Annotated in this window: 17 protein-coding genes and 1 other RNA gene; 13 read left to right on the top strand and 5 right to left on the bottom strand. The window is 34.7% G+C overall.

The window, feature by feature from the left end; all coding sequences use genetic code 11:
• Both RT250_RS08410 and RT250_RS08405 read right to left on the bottom strand, forming a co-directional pair.
• Positions 1-1,356 (bottom strand): carboxypeptidase-like regulatory domain-containing protein (locus RT250_RS08410; RefSeq protein ID WP_313113897.1); only part of this gene is annotated, 1,356 nt, incomplete at its 3' end.
• Positions 1,357-1,365: 9 nt separating this feature from the next.
• The gene (locus RT250_RS08405; protein WP_313113895.1) at positions 1,366-3,057 is read right to left on the bottom strand and encodes a M23 family metallopeptidase; all 1,692 of its coding nucleotides are present in this window, start codon (positions 3,055-3,057) and stop codon (positions 1,366-1,368) included.
• A gap of 543 nt (positions 3,058-3,600) precedes the next feature.
• On the opposite strand from RT250_RS08405, the gene RT250_RS08400 reads away from it, so the two are divergent.
• The 4 genes from RT250_RS08400 (at position 3,601) to rny (ending at position 5,969) form a co-directional block, all read left to right on the top strand.
• Positions 3,601-3,891, top strand: coding sequence for a coiled-coil domain-containing protein (locus RT250_RS08400; protein ID WP_313113893.1), 291 nt, complete (start codon positions 3,601-3,603; stop codon positions 3,889-3,891).
• A 7-nt stretch (positions 3,892-3,898) separates the two neighbouring features.
• Positions 3,899-4,189: a cell division protein ZapA gene (locus tag RT250_RS08395; RefSeq protein WP_313113891.1), complete on the top strand. Its 291-nt coding sequence runs from the start codon at positions 3,899-3,901 to the stop codon at positions 4,187-4,189.
• Between the two features lie 52 nt (positions 4,190-4,241).
• Positions 4,242-4,350, top strand: a non-coding RNA gene (gene ssrS / locus RT250_RS08390) — 6S RNA.
• Positions 4,351-4,406: 56 nt separating this feature from the next.
• Entirely contained in the window at positions 4,407-5,969 is a 1,563-nt protein-coding gene (gene rny / locus RT250_RS08385; protein ID WP_313113890.1) for a ribonuclease Y, read from the top strand.
• Positions 5,970-6,042: 73 nt separating this feature from the next.
• Here the strand turns inward: rny and RT250_RS08380 are convergent, their stop codons facing one another.
• Both RT250_RS08380 and xerD read right to left on the bottom strand, forming a co-directional pair.
• The gene (locus RT250_RS08380) at positions 6,043-6,990 is read right to left on the bottom strand and encodes an aldo/keto reductase (protein ID WP_313113888.1); all 948 of its coding nucleotides are present in this window, start codon (positions 6,988-6,990) and stop codon (positions 6,043-6,045) included.
• Between the two features lie 149 nt (positions 6,991-7,139).
• On the bottom strand, positions 7,140-8,036 hold the full coding sequence (gene xerD, locus RT250_RS08375; protein ID WP_313113886.1) for a site-specific tyrosine recombinase XerD: 897 nt from the start codon (positions 8,034-8,036) through the stop codon (positions 7,140-7,142).
• A 109-nt stretch (positions 8,037-8,145) separates the two neighbouring features.
• Here xerD and RT250_RS08370 point away from each other — a divergent pair, with 109 nt between their 5' ends.
• From RT250_RS08370 to RT250_RS08330, 9 genes are all read left to right on the top strand, one after another.
• Positions 8,146-8,700 carry a porin family protein gene (locus RT250_RS08370; RefSeq protein WP_313113884.1) on the top strand — a complete coding sequence of 185 codons (555 nt, stop codon included), beginning with the start codon at positions 8,146-8,148 and terminating at the stop codon, positions 8,698-8,700.
• A gap of 196 nt (positions 8,701-8,896) precedes the next feature.
• Positions 8,897-9,463, top strand: coding sequence for a porin family protein (locus tag RT250_RS08365; protein ID WP_313113881.1), 567 nt, complete (start codon positions 8,897-8,899; stop codon positions 9,461-9,463).
• A 181-nt stretch (positions 9,464-9,644) separates the two neighbouring features.
• Positions 9,645-10,256: a porin family protein gene (locus tag RT250_RS08360; RefSeq protein ID WP_313113879.1), complete on the top strand. Its 612-nt coding sequence runs from the start codon at positions 9,645-9,647 to the stop codon at positions 10,254-10,256.
• A gap of 314 nt (positions 10,257-10,570) precedes the next feature.
• Positions 10,571-11,143: a porin family protein gene (locus tag RT250_RS08355; RefSeq protein ID WP_139854884.1), complete on the top strand. Its 573-nt coding sequence runs from the start codon at positions 10,571-10,573 to the stop codon at positions 11,141-11,143.
• A gap of 124 nt (positions 11,144-11,267) precedes the next feature.
• On the top strand, positions 11,268-11,849 hold the full coding sequence (locus RT250_RS08350) for a porin family protein (RefSeq protein ID WP_313113876.1): 582 nt from the start codon (positions 11,268-11,270) through the stop codon (positions 11,847-11,849).
• A gap of 67 nt (positions 11,850-11,916) precedes the next feature.
• A complete protein-coding gene (locus RT250_RS08345) occupies positions 11,917-12,558 on the top strand; it encodes a porin family protein (protein WP_313113874.1) in 642 nt (213 codons plus the stop codon).
• A gap of 66 nt (positions 12,559-12,624) precedes the next feature.
• Positions 12,625-13,050 carry a type II 3-dehydroquinate dehydratase gene (gene aroQ / locus RT250_RS08340; RefSeq protein WP_139854881.1) on the top strand — a complete coding sequence of 142 codons (426 nt, stop codon included), beginning with the start codon at positions 12,625-12,627 and terminating at the stop codon, positions 13,048-13,050.
• Between the two features lie 386 nt (positions 13,051-13,436).
• Complete coding sequence (locus RT250_RS08335) at positions 13,437-13,781, top strand: hypothetical protein (RefSeq protein ID WP_313113872.1); 345 nt, start codon at positions 13,437-13,439, stop codon at positions 13,779-13,781.
• A gap of 27 nt (positions 13,782-13,808) precedes the next feature.
• Positions 13,809-14,294: a hypothetical protein gene (locus RT250_RS08330; protein ID WP_313113870.1), complete on the top strand. Its 486-nt coding sequence runs from the start codon at positions 13,809-13,811 to the stop codon at positions 14,292-14,294.
• A gap of 185 nt (positions 14,295-14,479) precedes the next feature.
• Here RT250_RS08330 and lpdA read toward each other — a convergent pair whose 3' ends face one another.
• Positions 14,480-15,856 carry a dihydrolipoyl dehydrogenase gene (lpdA, locus tag RT250_RS08325; RefSeq protein WP_313113868.1) on the bottom strand — a complete coding sequence of 459 codons (1,377 nt, stop codon included), beginning with the start codon at positions 15,854-15,856 and terminating at the stop codon, positions 14,480-14,482.
• Positions 15,857-15,910: the final 54 nt, after the last annotated feature.

Here is a 15,910-nt window from a genome sequence, read left to right as displayed (position 1 = left end):
ACGGTCGCGTATATCTTCGTGAGTGTATTTTATTCCGTATTCAATATTGTTATCTTCAATAGATAAATTTCCCTTGTGTTCAAAGTTGAGGATCAACGCATCCAAATCATTTCTAGCGTGTGTAAGTTGCCCGCCAATACCTCTTGTAAATTCCACTTGCCCTAAGTCCTCTCCTCCGAGGTCTGTGTTTACCTCTCCTAAGCGATATTCGGCTAGAATGTCGTAATATTCTTGTTCAGTAGTTTGATATACAGAACCTATAAATTTAGCTGTGTAATTATCAGAAACCACCCAAGTTGATTTTAAAGCTCCAAAATAAGTATTGTATCTATCTTCTTCCTGACCTTCATAAAACACAAGTAGCGCAATAGGATCGGAAATTGTACCGAAGTTAGTCTGTCTCGTTAGCGGTCTGTAGTTGTATTCGTTAATTGATATATTACCTAAGAATCCAAGTTCAAATTTATTACTGAATTTATAGGTAAGATACGTTTGGGCATCTGCGAATTTTGGTCTGTAATTCGTTTCTGTTTCTTTTGCTTGAACAAAAAGGCTGTTATCGCGGTAACGAATTCCGAAAATACCTGATAGACGCCCATTCTTTGAAACCCCTTCAACAGAACCACTGGCTCCTAAAAGACTTGCTTCAATAGTAGCACCAAAATTTACGGGACGGCGATACGTAATGTCTAGAACAGAAGATAGTTTATCGCCATATTTTGCTTGAAATCCACCTGCTGAAAAATCTACATTGCTAGTAAGATCGCTGTTTACAAAGCTTAACCCTTCTTGTTGACCACTTCTAATCAAGAATGGACGATAAACTTCAATTTCATTCACATAAACTAAGTTTTCGTCATAATTTCCACCACGAACAGCGTATTGCGTACTTAATTCGTCATTACCATTAACCCCTGGAAGTGATTTTAAAAGGTTTTCAACGCCCGCATTAGCACCTACCATTTTACGAATTACCTCTGGTGAAATAGTAGTTACCCCTTCTACGCGTTTGTTTTCTCTACCCGAAATTACAACTTCGCTAATTTGCTCAATCGTTGTATTCATTACAGGGTTTAACTCATAATCCTCATTTGGAGAAAGGTTCACAGTTAGCTGTACTTTTTTATGACTTAGATGCGAAAAAACAATAGTAACATCTTGATTTGATGGTACTTTAAGTAAGTAAAACCCATTAAAATCTGAAATAGTTCCGGTATCGTTATAGGTTACATTTGCCCCTGCTACGGGAAAGTTGTTTTCGTCAAGAATAATTCCTTTTACAATCGATTTTTGAGCAAACACAAAGGTTGCAAAACATAAAAAGAAAAGTGTGAGCGATAGTTTAATTGTTTTCAAAAGCGTGAATTAGGGGTGTTTTCTGAAAAATTTTGCTTCAAATGTAGCACTATTTCCTACATTATCAATTACTATGAGTTTCAAATTATTTTCAGTTTCTAAGTTTACGTTGTCGTTAAAATTATAAACTAGAACGTCTTTTTTATAATCATATTCTGTTAAAATGAATTTTCCGTTGATGGTCGCTCTATAGGAGCTTATTCCACTTAAGTCATCTTTAATTTTAATTTTTAGAAAATTCTCATTGCTTATCCATTTGTCTTCTGAAAAATTAATAGGCTCTATCTCAGGTGGAATTGTATCTGAAGCAATAATGTACTTTCCAAAGGTTCTTGTTTTGGCTACAAGTTTATCGCCGTTTCTATTGGTAGAAGTGTAATATGGTTCGCCTTTAGTGTTTAATCTACCTAAATAAAGCTTGTCTTTGTCTTCTTCTCTATAAGACGAAATATCTGCCGATAAGGTAATGTTGGTGTGAATTGGCACAATATCTTCGTGAAATACTAATGTATCTCCATCGGCGCGAATGTCTAAATAAGTGTTTTCGTATAAACTATTAGCCGGAATATAAATGCTGAATTTACCCTTTGTAATAGAAGTAGCATGATTTGCATTAATATAATCGTCGGTAACTTTGATGTTTTTGGAGTCGAGGATATCCATTTTAGCTCCTTCAATTGGAATGGTAACAAAAGTTGTATTTCCTTTTAAGTCGTTGATGCTAATAGTATAAATTGATTGAAGACTATCTTTTACCGTTACATATCCATTTTCGTCCTCGTAGGTGATTACGCTTAATGGGTTATTTTTTTCTCTAAATAGCTTTTGAATTCTACTTTTATTTGTCTCAAAGTATTCATAATCTATATACCTGTTGAGGTAGCGAGTTTCAGCAAATGAAAATTTATCGAAGGTAACTTCAAACTTTTCAGAGCCATTAAAATTTGTTTGAATTCTATAACTACCATTTTTATTTGAAGCTCCATCAAATTGGTCGTAGGTAGTTACTCCAAATCCAATTTTGCCATAAGCCTTAATGCTTTCGGTTTTGTAGGTACCATCTTTTTGTTTAATCAATCTTAATTTAGTTCTATTCTGACTTTGATTTACGTGTCCATCTTCATCTACTGTATAAGCGAAAACCCCCATTAATAACGGAGCTTTAGAATCTGGAATATCGATACCAAAATGAAGTGGATTAATTGGTCTTTGCGAAGCATCACGAATTTCATAATGTAAGTGTGGGCCGCCGCTACCTCCTGTGTTTCCTGTGTATGCAATTAGGTCTCCTTTTTTAACAGCTAAGAAATTTTTGTCGGGAAAAAGTTCAATTTTGAAAGATTCTTTTGCGTACTGGGTTTCCTTTACATGTTTTTCAATTTCACCTGCATAGCTTCTTAAATGCCCGTATACAGTGGTGTATCCATTAGGATGTAAAATATATAGCGCTTTTCCATACCCGTAATGGCTAACTTTTATTCTGCTTACATATCCATCTGCAGGAGCGTAAACTGGCATTCCTTCGCGTTGTTGTGTTTTTATATCCAAACCGCTGTGGAAATGATTAGAACGAAGCTCTCCAAAACTTCCGGAGAGGATCATTTTTATATCCAGCGGGTTTGAAAAATAATTTTTAGGAAAATTGTTTTGAGCATAAGTAAAGCTCCCGATAAGTAGGAGTAGCAATAAAATTTTTTTCATAGTGTAAAAATAATAATACGCTAGGAATAAAAAAGGGACAACAACTTAATTAACTATATGTTTGCCGATTCTATAATATTTTGAATTCTTATTTTTTGCAATAATTAATAAAATCAAATTTAAATTTCACAAAATAAATCCTCACAGAATATAATTATAGATCTATTCCAAAATTCAAAAACTGATTCTTCTATATTTTTAAAAAACTAATAACAAATAAGTTATATGTGCTTTGTTGAAAAATAACTTTAAGATTTAAATTCTTTATTTTGTAATAGAACTTGTAGAAGAAAGTAAGTGGCTTGCTTATAATCGAGATAAACTTAGGCTTTAAAAGCTGAAATGTTAATAAACTTATGTTTAGAAACTGCCGTAATAGCGAACTGCAATAAGTTGATTATCAAAGACAGTTTCACAAATTTCTTTCTAATACCATATTTATTTGGTTTATCATTACAAAATACTGAAAAAATAACAGAAAACTGTTTGTGTTTTAGCAAGGGTATGCTAACTTTGTGAAAGAAGTATTGAACAAAAATTTTAATGAGTAATCTTTCTGAAATTGTTGATTCTCTTGAGAATAGAGTGGGTGAGTTGCTTAACAGGCACGAGAAATTAAAAACTACCAATGCTCAATTGGAAGAAGAGATTATCAATTTAAGATTAAAACAGCAACAATTCGAACACGAAATTGAAGCTTTAACCGAAAAAAACAATTCATTAAAACTCGCAAATTCAATGCTTGGCAGTGACCAACATAAACGAGAAACGAAACTCAAGATAAACGCTTTAGTTCGGGAAATAGATCAATGTATTACCCAACTTTCTGAATAATATAACAATGTCAGAACAATTAAAAATAAAACTATCGATAGCAGACAGGGTTTATCCCTTGACTATCAATCCTTCGCAGGAGGAAGGGTTGAGATTGGCGGCGAAGAAGATAGAAGAAATGATTAAGAAGTTCGAGCAAAGTTATGCCGTGCGTGACAAACAGGATGTATTAGCAATGAGCGCCCTCCAGTTTGCCGCCCAGGTAGAGCAAAAACAAATAGATAGATCCAGTGAAACCATGGAAGCAGAAGAAAGGCTTAGGGCTTTAAATCTAATCCTGGAGGAGCAGGTATCATAACGTTCTTTTAATTAAATAAGGTAACTGCCTACATTAATATTATTTTTGGTAAACTCAACACGAATTCTTTAAAAAAGGGTGAGTTAAAGTTGTAAAAGCGGGCCGTCTTCGAGCGGATTCTTGATCAGCTTGTTAGCCCTAAACATTTTTTTAAGGAGTTTATTCAAAACTAATATATTGATGTAGGCTTTTTTTTTATATATAAATCAACAAATAAATGGATATAGTAACTATAATAATTAGTGCCATCGTTGGGATAGCGATTGGTTTTTTTATTGCAAAAATACTGGAGAGAAATAACGCATCTCACGTTTTATCAAGAGCCAAAAAAAGTGCTGCGGCAATTTTAAAAGAGGCAAAATCTGAGGCAGAAAGCATAAAAAAAGACAAAATATTACAAGCTAAGGAGAAGTTCTTAGAGCTTAAAGCAGAACATGAAAAAGTAATAATAAGCCGTGATAAAAAGATTTCTGATACTGAAAAAAGAGTACGTGATAAGGAATCGCAAGTTTCTAACGAATTAGCGAAATCAAAGAAATTAAACGCTGAACTTCAGTCTAAACAACAAGATTTTGATGAGAGGATTTCAATTTTAGATAAAAAACAAAGCGAAGTAGATAGACTTCACCGTAGTCAAGTAGAGCAATTAGAGGTAATCAGCAGTCTTTCTGCTGAAGAGGCCAAAGCGCAGTTAATGGAGAGCTTAAAGGACGAAGCCAAAACTCAAGCTATGGCTTTTGTTCAAAACTCTGTTGAAGAGGCTAAGATGACCGCTCAACAAGAAGCCAAGAAAATCATTATCAATACCATTCAACGTATAGGAACAGAAGAAGCAGTTGAAAATTGCGTTTCTGTATTTAACCTAGAAAGCGATGATGTGAAAGGTAGAATAATTGGTCGTGAAGGTCGAAATATTCGTGCTATTGAAGCAGCTACTGGGGTTGAAATTATAGTAGACGATACTCCAGAGGCAATTATTCTTTCTTGTTTTGATTCTGTAAGAAGAGAAATTGCTCGTCTATCGCTGCATAAACTAGTAACCGACGGGCGTATTCACCCTGCACGAATTGAAGAAGTTGTTCAAAAAACAACAAAGCAGATAGAAGAAGAGATTATTGAAGTTGGTAAACGTACAGTTATCGATTTAGGGATACACGGGTTACACCCGGAGCTTATTAAGGCTGTTGGTCGTATGAAGTATCGTTCGTCTTACGGGCAAAACCTATTACATCACTCACGTGAAGTGGCAAAACTTTGTGGAGTTATGGCTGCAGAACTTGGTTTAAATGCTAAACTTGCGAAAAGAGCTGGTTTATTGCACGATATAGGGAAAGTACCAGAAACGGAAACAGAAATGCCTCACGCACTTTTAGGAATGCAATGGGCTGAGAAATATGGTGAAAAGCCTGAGGTTTGCAACGCTATTGGTGCTCACCACGACGAAATTGAAATGACAAGTTTACTGTCTCCTATTGTTCAAGTTTGTGACGCTATTAGCGGTGCAAGACCTGGAGCAAGACGTCAAGTATTAGATTCTTACATTCAGCGTCTAAAAGACTTAGAAGATATCGCTTTTGGTTTTGGAGGCGTTAATAAAGCCTACGCAATTCAAGCAGGACGTGAGCTTCGTGTAATGGTAGAAAGTGAAAAAGTAAGCGACGAAAAAGCCGCACAATTATCTTTCGAAATTTCACAAAAAATTCAGACGGATATGACGTATCCTGGGCAAGTGAAAGTAACTGTTATCCGTGAAACACGATCAGTTAATATAGCGAAGTAAAATAGATTAACTATTTATAAAATAAGCCGCAATGTACATTGCGGCTTATTTTTTTGTTGTTATCTATTAATCCTTATTCATCATATAGATTTACATATCCCTTAGATTCTTCTTCAAAGAACTTTCCATTGATGTATCTATAATTTCGGTCTAATTTGGCGATTTTCTCCATATCAGAATCTCTGAGTGCCACGTCTGCCGATTTAAAATTCGAAATTATATGGTCTTTGGTTGTAGATTTTGGGATAGCAGCACAGCCTCTGTGATTGTGCCAGGCGATTAGTACTTGTGGTACAGTAGCGCTTCTATCCTTGGCAATTTCTTTTAAAACATCTATATCAAACATATTTGGTTCGTCTTCGGCTTTCATTGCTGAAATTCGATCTCCCGAACCTAATGGAGAGTATGCTGTAAGTAATATGTTTTCACTTTTACAATACTCCAGTAAATCGTTTTGCTGCAGTAATGGGTGAAGTTCTACTTGATTCATTTCAGGTTTTATAGTAGCTTTAGAAATTAGGTCTTTTAGCTTCTTAACGCTAAAATTTGAAACACCGATGTGTTTTGCCAATCCGTTTTTCTTGGCTTCTTCCATTTGTTTCCAAGTTTCTATTAACGGAGCTTCTTCGAGAGTAAGATAATCACTTGGTTTTTTAGGGAATTCAACTCCGTTTCTAAAGGCTACTGGCCAATGGATTAAATATAAGTCTAAGTAATTTAGTTGAAGTTTTTTAAGTGAATCTTGCAAGGCTGGGATTACTTGGCCTTCGGCGTGAGAGTCGTTCCAAAGTTTTGAAGTAATGAATACATCTTCACGAAATATTTCACCTTCCGCAAAAATCTCAGCTAAGGCTTCTCCTATAATTGCTTCATTGCCGTAATTGGTAGCGGTATCTATATGTCTATATCCTGCATAAATAGCGTCTTTTATCGCTTTTTTCAACTCATTTCCAGTTGACTTCCAAGTCCCTAATCCAATGGCGTGCATAGTATCACCATTATTGAATTTTAATGTCTTCATATATAATTTTTCTTTTTATGTTTCACCTTCAAAATACAAAAGGATTGTAGGAAAAGAAAAAAAATGAAGCTGTTTGGGAGTTTTTTAACCTTATTATTCAGAAGAAAAAAGTGTGTGTCGCAATTGAAGTTTCCATCCAATTTCAACACCTACCTTCTAGGGTGAAATTTATTGATAACTTCAGTCAAGTGTTTTCTGTCAATATGAGTATAGATTTCAGTAGTAGTAATGCTTTCGTGTCCTAACATTTGTTGAATTGCACGTAAATCGGCCCCGTTTTCTAGAAGGTGAGTGGCAAAGGAATGTCTAAATGTATGCGGACTAATGGTTTTTTTTATTCCCGCTTTTTCAGCCAATCGTCTTACAATGGTAAATATCATGGCCCGTGTAAGTTGCCTGCCGTGTTGGTTTAGAAAAAGCGTATCGACATCCTTAGGATCTATTTTATGATGAACCCGTACTTGTTTTTGGTAAATGCTTATGTATTTCTCTGTTGTTGGACTAATGGGTACTAAACGCTGTTTATCTCCTTTTCCGGTTACCTTTATAAAGCCTTCATCAAAATACAAATCGGATATTTTAAGGTTTGTTAATTCTGAAGCACGAAGGCCGCAGCCGTAAAGTGTTTCTATTATCGCACGATTGCGTTCTCCTTGTTTAGCACTTAAGTCAATTGCACCTATAAGAGAGTCAATTTCTTCAATGGCCAAAGTATCAGGCAATTTTCTTCCCAGCTTTGGAGCTTCAATTAATTCTAAAGGATTAGTATCTCGGTAATCTTCAAATATTAAATACGTAAAGAAACCTTTTAGGCCTGAAATTAGTCTGCTTTGTGAACGAGGATTTATAGTTTTTGCTGATTCATATATAAACTGCTGAAGCGTTTCTTCAGCAATAGAAATAGGAGACGTTTTTATTTCATTTTTTTCTAACCAGCGTATTAGTTTTTTAACGTCTAACGAATAATTAATTATAGAATTATCTGAAAGTCCACGTTCTAAGCGAAGGTAGTTTTGATAATCTTTAAGAGTTTGTTGCCAGTTCATGGTGCTATATTACTACTATTTATAATAGTTAACAAAATTCTAAATATTTTAATATGTATAAGATAAAAGATAACTTGTCGTTTTATTTAAAAAATCAAAACCTTACACTATGAAGAAATTAATGATTGCATTTTGCGCACTTTTTATGGGAGCTACTGCTTTTTCCCAAAGTCTTGACTTAGGAATTAAAGCTGGGGCTAACTTTGCGAATATCTCAGATGTTAATGATTTATCCAGTAAAACTGGATTCCAAGCTGGTATTTTTGCTGGAATAAAGTTTACTGACAAAGTTGGGATTCAGGCGGATGTTCTGTATTCACAACAAGGAGCGGAGTTTGATTATGGAAAATTCGACTTAAACTATGTAAATGTACCCGTTGTATTGAAATATTACTTAATACAAGGTTTAAATATTCAAGCAGGACCACAATTTGGGTTTATTTTGGATGACGATATTTATGTAGATGTTTTAGGGGCTAATTCTATTAAAGCAAATGCTGAAAAAAGTGATGTTTCTGGAATTGTAGGAGCCGGATACGATTTCCCATTCGGAGTCCGTTTGGATGCTAGATACAATTTTGGATTGTCTGATGTTTCAAAAACTGATGGATTTGAGGGAAAAAACACAGTTTTTTCTCTTGCACTAGGATACTCATTCCTGTAGTTACAAATCCCATAATAATATATAAGCCATCCATTTCGGGTGGCTTTTTTTGTATGATTTTACTTTTGGAAACCAATCTAAAATACTGCTATCCTAAAACAATTTAATACTAACGATATTAACAATTAAAGTAAAAGTATTTTAGATTGTTAGATATACTATATATTTGTTTTCGTTAAAACTAAACCGAATTAATATGAAAAAACTGATTGTTGCAGTTATCATCTTATTTATTGGCGTAAACTCTTATTCACAAGAATTTGATCTTGGCGTTAAAGCAGGAATAAACTTCTCGAACATTTATGGCGTGGAATCGTTAAACCTAGAGTATACAGAAGGAATAGTTATTGGGGTTTTTGGGAGTATTAAATTTTCAGACAGAATTGGGTTACAAGCGGATGCCCTGTATTCTGAGCAAGGAGCAAAATTTACTGGTAGTGGAAATTTTAAATTATCTTACTTAAATGTTCCGATTGTTTTTAAATATTATCTGGTAGATGATCAGCCACTTTATATACAAGTAGGGCCACAAGTTGGATTTTTAATAAATGATGATTTACGAACAGATATTAATAATACCAATATAAACGCAGATGGAAACGATATGGATATTGCTGCTGTAATGGGGATGGGGTACGATTTTCCCTATGGAATTAGGGTTGAAGGTCGTTTTAACGTGGGAATTACAGAAGTTGCAGATACTCAATTGGAAAAAGGGAGACATAAGTATATTTCCTTAACAGTTGGATATTCATTTTTATAAGTAGCAAGAATTTTGGAATTGAAAAACCACCTATTTACGGTGGTTTTTTTATATATAAATTAAGACTAATTACTAAAAACAGCTAAAGTTTACTTGTTTTCAGTTAAAAGAAAATTAAAAATTAGGATGTGAATTGACTAATTTGGGACCTTTGAAGTGTTAACTAAAAAAACAAATAGATATGAAAAAGTTATTTTTTATTGCAGCAACTTTAATGTTATCAGTAACCGCTACACAAGCGCAAGAAGTGCGTTTAGGAGCAAAAGGTGGTGTAAACTTCGCAAATTTAGGTGGTGATATCGACGATGCTGATTCTAGAACAGGTTTCCATATTGGTGCTTTAGTAGAAATTCCAGTTACTGAAAGATTTTCAGTTCAGCCAGAGGTTTTATACTCTGCTCAAGGAGCTAAGTATGAAGAAAGCGGCACAGAGTTGGGTGTTGATTACTTGTTCAGATCAGACCTTAAACTAGACTATATTCAGGTACCTGTAATGGCTAAGTTTTATGTAGCTGAGGGATTTGCAATTGAAGCTGGTCCACAAATTGGTTTTCTTGCATCTTCTAAAGCAGAATCTGAAAGCACAATTGGTGGAGTAACTGTAAAAGATGAAGGTGATATAGAAGATATCTCTAGTATAGATTTCGGTCTAGGTGCCGGTGTATCTTATAGACTTCCAATGGGAGTTTTCTTTGGAGCACGTTATAACCACGGATTATCAAATATTAACGACTCTGGTGATGATAAAGTAAACAACAGTGTTTTCCAATTATCAGCAGGATACTCATTCTAATAACTTAGAATCTTATTAATACAATTTAAAACCACCCATTTTGGGTGGTTTTTTTATATCTAAAAAGCACTTTGAATTTAACACTTACGCTGCTAATATTCTTATTTTCTGTATTTTACAGTATATGTTTCCTTCTATTACCAAATTCTAACCGAAAACCCCCGAATTCTAAATAGGACTTGCTAAGCCTTAGCCAGATACATACGTTTGTATAGACATTTTTGGAGTAGTGAGGTAATATTACATGGAAAAATGTCTATTGGAATATTAAATTAAAAATTTTAACTATTAATTTTAAACTAAATCAATCAATTATGAAAAAAATTCTACTTTTTATCGCAGTAGTAGCATTAACCTGTACCACTGCTCAAGCCCAGGAAGTTCGCTTAGGTGCAAAACTAGGACTTAACGTAGCCTCTTTAGGTGGAGATAGCTATGGTGTTGGAAGTCTAGGTTCTAGAACAAGCTTCCATATAGGAGCATTAGCTGAAATTCCATTAAAAGGAAAATTTGCCCTACAACCAGAATTATTATATTCCTCTGAAGGTTCAGATTGGAGCTGGGGACTAGGGGATAATGCGCTTAAATTAGATTACATACGTGTACCTGTGTTGGCAAAATTTTATATAATCGAAGGCTTAAGCGCTGAAGCAGGGCCTGTTTTTGGAGTGTTAGTTAATGCAAGTGATGATAGTGACGAGGATATAAAAGACGCTTTTAAAAGCTTTGATGCAGCCTTCGGAATTGGAGCGACTTACCGTTTAAATATGGGTGTTTTCTTTAGTTTGCGTTATAACAAAGGTTTATTAGATGTTAATGACATTGACGATTATTCAGGTTCAAACCAAAGTAACGTATTCCAAGTATCAGCAGGATATTCTTTCTAACCAAATTATATTTTTTTAAAAGAGCAGGAGGTGTTATCTCCTGCTTTTTTTGTTTTGTACAATTCATAAGTAATCTTATATTTTTTATGTGTAGATTAGATAAATTAATATAAACAACCAACACATGAAAAAACTATTACTAATTACAGTACTATCGGTAGTGTCGATTGCTACGGTTAGTGCTCAAGGGATAACCTATGGTGTAAAAGCTGGGGTAAACTTATCGACTTTTACTGGAGATTCATTTACAGGATTCGATACACGGGTAGGGCTTCATATTGGGGGATTAGCAGAAATTCCACTTTCGGAAAAATTTTCAGTTCAGCCAGAAGTGCTCTATTCCCAAAAAGGAAGCGAGTTTTTTGGAACGGAAACACACTTGAGCTACATTGATGTTCCTATTATGGCAAAATATCACATAGTTCATGGGCTTAGTGTAGAATTAGGGCCTGTGCCAAGCTTTCTTGTAAATGCAGAACAAACTAAGAGTGGAGTGGAGAGTGATGTAGCAGATTTCACAAAAACTTTCGACTTTGGAATTGGCGGTGGTGTAAGCTATAAACTTCCAATGGGTGTCTTTTTTAGCTTGAGATTTACTAAAGGATTAATGGAAATTAGTGAGCCTGAAAAGTACGATCCAGAAGATGATTATAGATTAAACGTTGAAAACAACGTGTTTCAAATCTCTGCGGGTTATACATTTTAAACTTAATTAGCTATATTGTATTTAGAATTTACGAGGTGAAGTATATATTAAAAAAAATCTGATTATTATGAAAAAAATATTCGCTTTTTCTTTTTTGCTTTTGTTTGTTTCTATTTCGGTAAAAGCACAATCTGAATTAAGATTAGGAGTAAAAGGAGGAGTTAATTTTGCTAATGTTGGAGGTGATTTTACCAATAATACTAAAGGAGTGTTTGGGTTTCATCTAGGTGGTTTAGCAGAATTTCCAATTGTAACAAATTTAACTTTTCAACCTGAAATCTTATTTTCTGCTCAAGGTTCTGAGCATAATACCATGGCTACAGATGGTCCAAGGATAATTACAAATCTCAATTACGTTAATCTGCCGCTAATGGCAAAGTATTACCTAATAGATAATTTTAGCGTTATGGGAGGGCCACAGCTAGGGTATCTTGTTTCTGCTAAAAATGAAATTACCTCCTCAGGATTTTTAGGTAGATCTTCTATTCAAGAAAACGATTTAAAAGACGATATAAGTAATTTCGATTTCGGACTTGGGATAGGTGCAGAATATCGATTAGATTTAGGGATATTTGTTCAGCTACGCTATGTTATTGGAGTGTCTAATGTAAATGAAACCGAAGGTGTAGTTCTTGGATACCATCGTACATCTAATGACGTTAAAAGCACCAATAACGTCTTGCAAATTTCTGCTAGGTATTCGTTTTAATTGCTGTTCATTTTGTTTTATGAATAAGAATTTATTGCTCTTTCTTTAATTTTCTATATTTACGGTATGAAAATAATCATTGTAAACGGGCCGAACCTAAACTTGCTCGGAAATAGAGAAAACGATATCTACGGAAACGAGTCGTTTACTGAATTTTTAGAGAGACTTCAGAAGAAATATGCAAATCTTGAGATTTCTTATTTTCAGTCTAATATTGAAGGTGAAATAATTGATAAAATTCAAGAAGTGGGCTTCAGTTACAACGGTATTATTCTAAACGCGGCTGCCTATACACATACTTCAGTAGGTATAGCCGATGCCGTAAGAGCAATTACAACTCCAGTAGTAGAAGTACATATTTCCAATACTTTTTCAAGAGAAGACTTTCGCCATAAAAGCTACATCTCACCCCATGCTAAAGGGATAATAGTAGGTTTTGGATTGCAGAGCTATGAGCTAGCGTTACAAAGTTTTTTGGAAGAAAGACTTTAGAAGATGATTGGTAGATTTTAGTTTTTTGAGAAGACTAAAAAGGATATGCTTAACATTATTAAAAAGATTTGGGAACAGGAGCCTGAAGCTTAAGTTGTGACGCTTGAGCCATGAACTGGTGGTCTTACTTTTGAAACTGCAGGCTAATCTTACCCCTTCCGACTTTCAAATCGTTTTACGATTTGAAAGCCACCTTCCCCTAAAAGAGGGGAAGGAGCTTTATACTGATTTTAAAATCTCAAATCTGAAATCTTAAATCTCACCTCTCACGACTTAGATTTTAAGTTTAGGTTAATCATTTTGTTTTATTCATTCGATTATGAAAAATATAGTATTTTCGCGCGCTTAAAGCAAACATACTTGACGTCATGATCAACAACTTTACTATGAAAAACAGAATTGTCTTAACTGTTATTTCAGCGTTTTTTATTTCCGTTTCTGCTTTTTCGCAAGTAGGGATTAACAATACAAATCCAACAACTACACTCGATGTTAAGGGTGGAATTTCTTTAAGAGAAAGTGTAGCTCCACTTACAATAAATGACGGTGTTAGTGAAAATATTGATTTAGGAGAAGTGCCTTATTCTCAATACCTAATTGAAGGTCCTACGGGTGCTTTTTCGATAAAGAGTATTAAGCCAATTTCAGGTGCCGATGGTCAAATTGTACGATTGATAAATAGTACAGCTTATGATATGACAATTGTAAATGATAAAACGGCAAATCCTTAAAGAATTTTATGTCCAAATGAAAGTAATTTGAATTTAAAAGGGAAAAACTCATCTGTAACCTTACAATACAGTAAATCTCTTAGAAAATGGACAGTTTTAGGTTATGCCACTATAGAAAAACAGGTTACGAGAAAATTTCATGCAATTGGAAAATCTAATATTCATCGGCAAAATTCCTCTTGGGATACTTTTGATGAATTAGATATAGAAATTACTCCGACAAACTCAACAATTTATTTGAATTTTAATGCTGCAGGGCGTCGATATTTATCAGCAGATGCTAAATTCCGAATTCTAGTAAATGGCAGCCCAATTCCAGGACTTGAAATTAGAGCGTCAAATAGTAGTGAATTCTACAATGCCTCACTTCCAATGTATCCATTAGAAGTGACCCCCGGTGAAAAAATTAAATTTAGTGTGCAATGGTTTAGAGAAGGATCAGCTCTTTCTGTCATTTATAATCACCCCTCATCAGACCAATCACATAATAGATATCTTACAATTATAGACTAGGTTTTAGGGTGTAAATTGAAGTGAATTTTATATTAAATCATCATCATAAAAAAAGGGCCAGACTTTTAAGTCCGGCCCTGATAATTATAGCATATAAATTTCGAAAATAGTAATCAATTTTTTAATTTTCATCTAGCATCTAGCATCTATCACCTAGCATTTAGCACCTAGCATCTAACTAAAAATTACAAGTGAATCACCTCCCCATAAGCATCTGCAACGGCTTCCATTACAGCTTCACTCATTGTTGGGTGTGGGTGGATTGCTTTTAATACTTCGTATCCTGTGGTTTCAAGTTTTCTACCCAAAACAGCTTCAGCAATCATATCGGTTACACCGGCACCAATCATATGGCAACCTAACCATTCGCCGTATTTAGCGTCGAAGATTACTTTAACGAATCCGTCTTTATTACCAGAAGCACTAGCTTTTCCACTTGCAGAGAATGGGAACTTACCAACTTTAATTTCGTAACCTGCTTCTTTGGCTTGTTTTTCGGTCAGCCCTACACTTGCAATTTCTGGGCTCGCGTATGTACAACCTGGAATGTTTCCGTAGTCTATTGGTTCCACATTGTGTCCCGCAATTTTTTCAACACACGTTATACCTTCTGCCGAAGCTACGTGGGCTAGGGCAGGACCAGGAACAACATCACCAATAGCATAGTAACCAGGAATGTTAGTTTGGTAAAAATCATTTACCATAATCTTTCCTTTATCGGTTACAATACCTACGTCCTCAAGTCCGATATTTTCAATATTTGAAGCAATACCTACAGCAGAAAGAACTATTTCTGCCTCAAGAGTCTCTTCACCTTTTTTAGTTTTTACAGTAGCTTTTACAGTTTTACCAGAAGTATCAAGCTTTTCAACAGAAGAATTTGTCATTACTTTAATTCCAGCTTTCTTAAAAGAACGTTCAAATTGCTTAGACACGTCTTCGTCTTCAAGAGGTACTAAATTTGGTAAAAACTCAACAATAGTTACCTCGGTACCCATAGAATTGTAGAAATGTGCAAATTCAACACCTATTGCACCACTTCCTACTACTATCATACTTTTAGGCTGCTTTTCTAAAGTCATCGCTTCGCGGTACCCAATAACCTTTTTACCATCTTGCTTAAGGTTAGGTAATTCGCGTGAACGAGCTCCCGTAGCAACAATAATATGATCTGCAGAATATTCTTTTCCGTCAACATCAACTTTCTTTCCAGCTTTTAGCTTTCCGAAACCATTGATAACGTCAATTTTGTTTTTCTTCAACAAAAACTGAACACCTTTGCTCATTCCATCAGCTACGCCACGACTTCTTTCAATAACTTTTCCGAAATCTTTGTCAAATTCTTTTACGCTAAGGCCATAGCTATCTGCATGTTTTAGGTAGTCAAAAACCTGTGCACTTTTTAAAAGCGCTTTTGTAGGAATACAGCCCCAGTTTAAACATACGCCTCCAAGGCTTTCTTTTTCAACAATAGCGGTCTTTAAACCTAATTGTGAAGCTCTGATGGCAGTAACATAACCACCTGGCCCACTTCCTAAAACTATTACGTCGTATTTGCTCATTTTATGTATTTAAGTCTGAATTTTTTTGGAGGTACGAAATTACGAAAACTAAAA

Origin of the sequence: Aequorivita sediminis, from assembly GCF_032080575.2 — a bacterium.
In the GTDB taxonomy this organism is placed as follows: Bacteria; Bacteroidota; Bacteroidia; order Flavobacteriales; family Flavobacteriaceae; genus Aequorivita; species Aequorivita sediminis.
Note: the sequence above shows the minus strand (reverse complement) of the source record. Positions and strands in the feature narration are given on the sequence as shown.

Excerpts from the sequence above, each read along its gene's own strand:
- RT250_RS08405 (WP_313113895.1), bottom strand. The coding sequence starts at position 3,057 with ATGAAAAAAATTTTATTGCTACTCCTACTTATCGGGAGCTTTACTTAT.
- rny (WP_313113890.1), top strand. The coding sequence starts at position 4,407 with ATGGATATAGTAACTATAATAATTAGTGCCATCGTTGGGATAGCGATT.
- RT250_RS08350 (WP_313113876.1), top strand. The coding sequence starts at position 11,268 with ATGAAAAAACTATTACTAATTACAGTACTATCGGTAGTGTCGATTGCT.
- aroQ (WP_139854881.1), top strand. The coding sequence starts at position 12,625 with ATGAAAATAATCATTGTAAACGGGCCGAACCTAAACTTGCTCGGAAAT.
- RT250_RS08395 (WP_313113891.1), top strand. The coding sequence starts at position 3,899 with ATGTCAGAACAATTAAAAATAAAACTATCGATAGCAGACAGGGTTTAT.
- xerD (WP_313113886.1), bottom strand. The coding sequence starts at position 8,036 with ATGAACTGGCAACAAACTCTTAAAGATTATCAAAACTACCTTCGCTTA.
- RT250_RS08400 (WP_313113893.1), top strand. The coding sequence starts at position 3,601 with ATGAGTAATCTTTCTGAAATTGTTGATTCTCTTGAGAATAGAGTGGGT.
- RT250_RS08360 (WP_313113879.1), top strand. The coding sequence starts at position 9,645 with ATGAAAAAGTTATTTTTTATTGCAGCAACTTTAATGTTATCAGTAACC.
- RT250_RS08370 (WP_313113884.1), top strand. The coding sequence starts at position 8,146 with ATGAAGAAATTAATGATTGCATTTTGCGCACTTTTTATGGGAGCTACT.
- RT250_RS08355 (WP_139854884.1), top strand. The coding sequence starts at position 10,571 with ATGAAAAAAATTCTACTTTTTATCGCAGTAGTAGCATTAACCTGTACC.
- RT250_RS08365 (WP_313113881.1), top strand. The coding sequence starts at position 8,897 with ATGAAAAAACTGATTGTTGCAGTTATCATCTTATTTATTGGCGTAAAC.
- RT250_RS08380 (WP_313113888.1), bottom strand. The coding sequence starts at position 6,990 with ATGAAGACATTAAAATTCAATAATGGTGATACTATGCACGCCATTGGA.
- RT250_RS08335 (WP_313113872.1), top strand. The coding sequence starts at position 13,437 with ATGAAAAACAGAATTGTCTTAACTGTTATTTCAGCGTTTTTTATTTCC.
- RT250_RS08345 (WP_313113874.1), top strand. The coding sequence starts at position 11,917 with ATGAAAAAAATATTCGCTTTTTCTTTTTTGCTTTTGTTTGTTTCTATT.
- lpdA (WP_313113868.1), bottom strand. The coding sequence starts at position 15,856 with ATGAGCAAATACGACGTAATAGTTTTAGGAAGTGGGCCAGGTGGTTAT.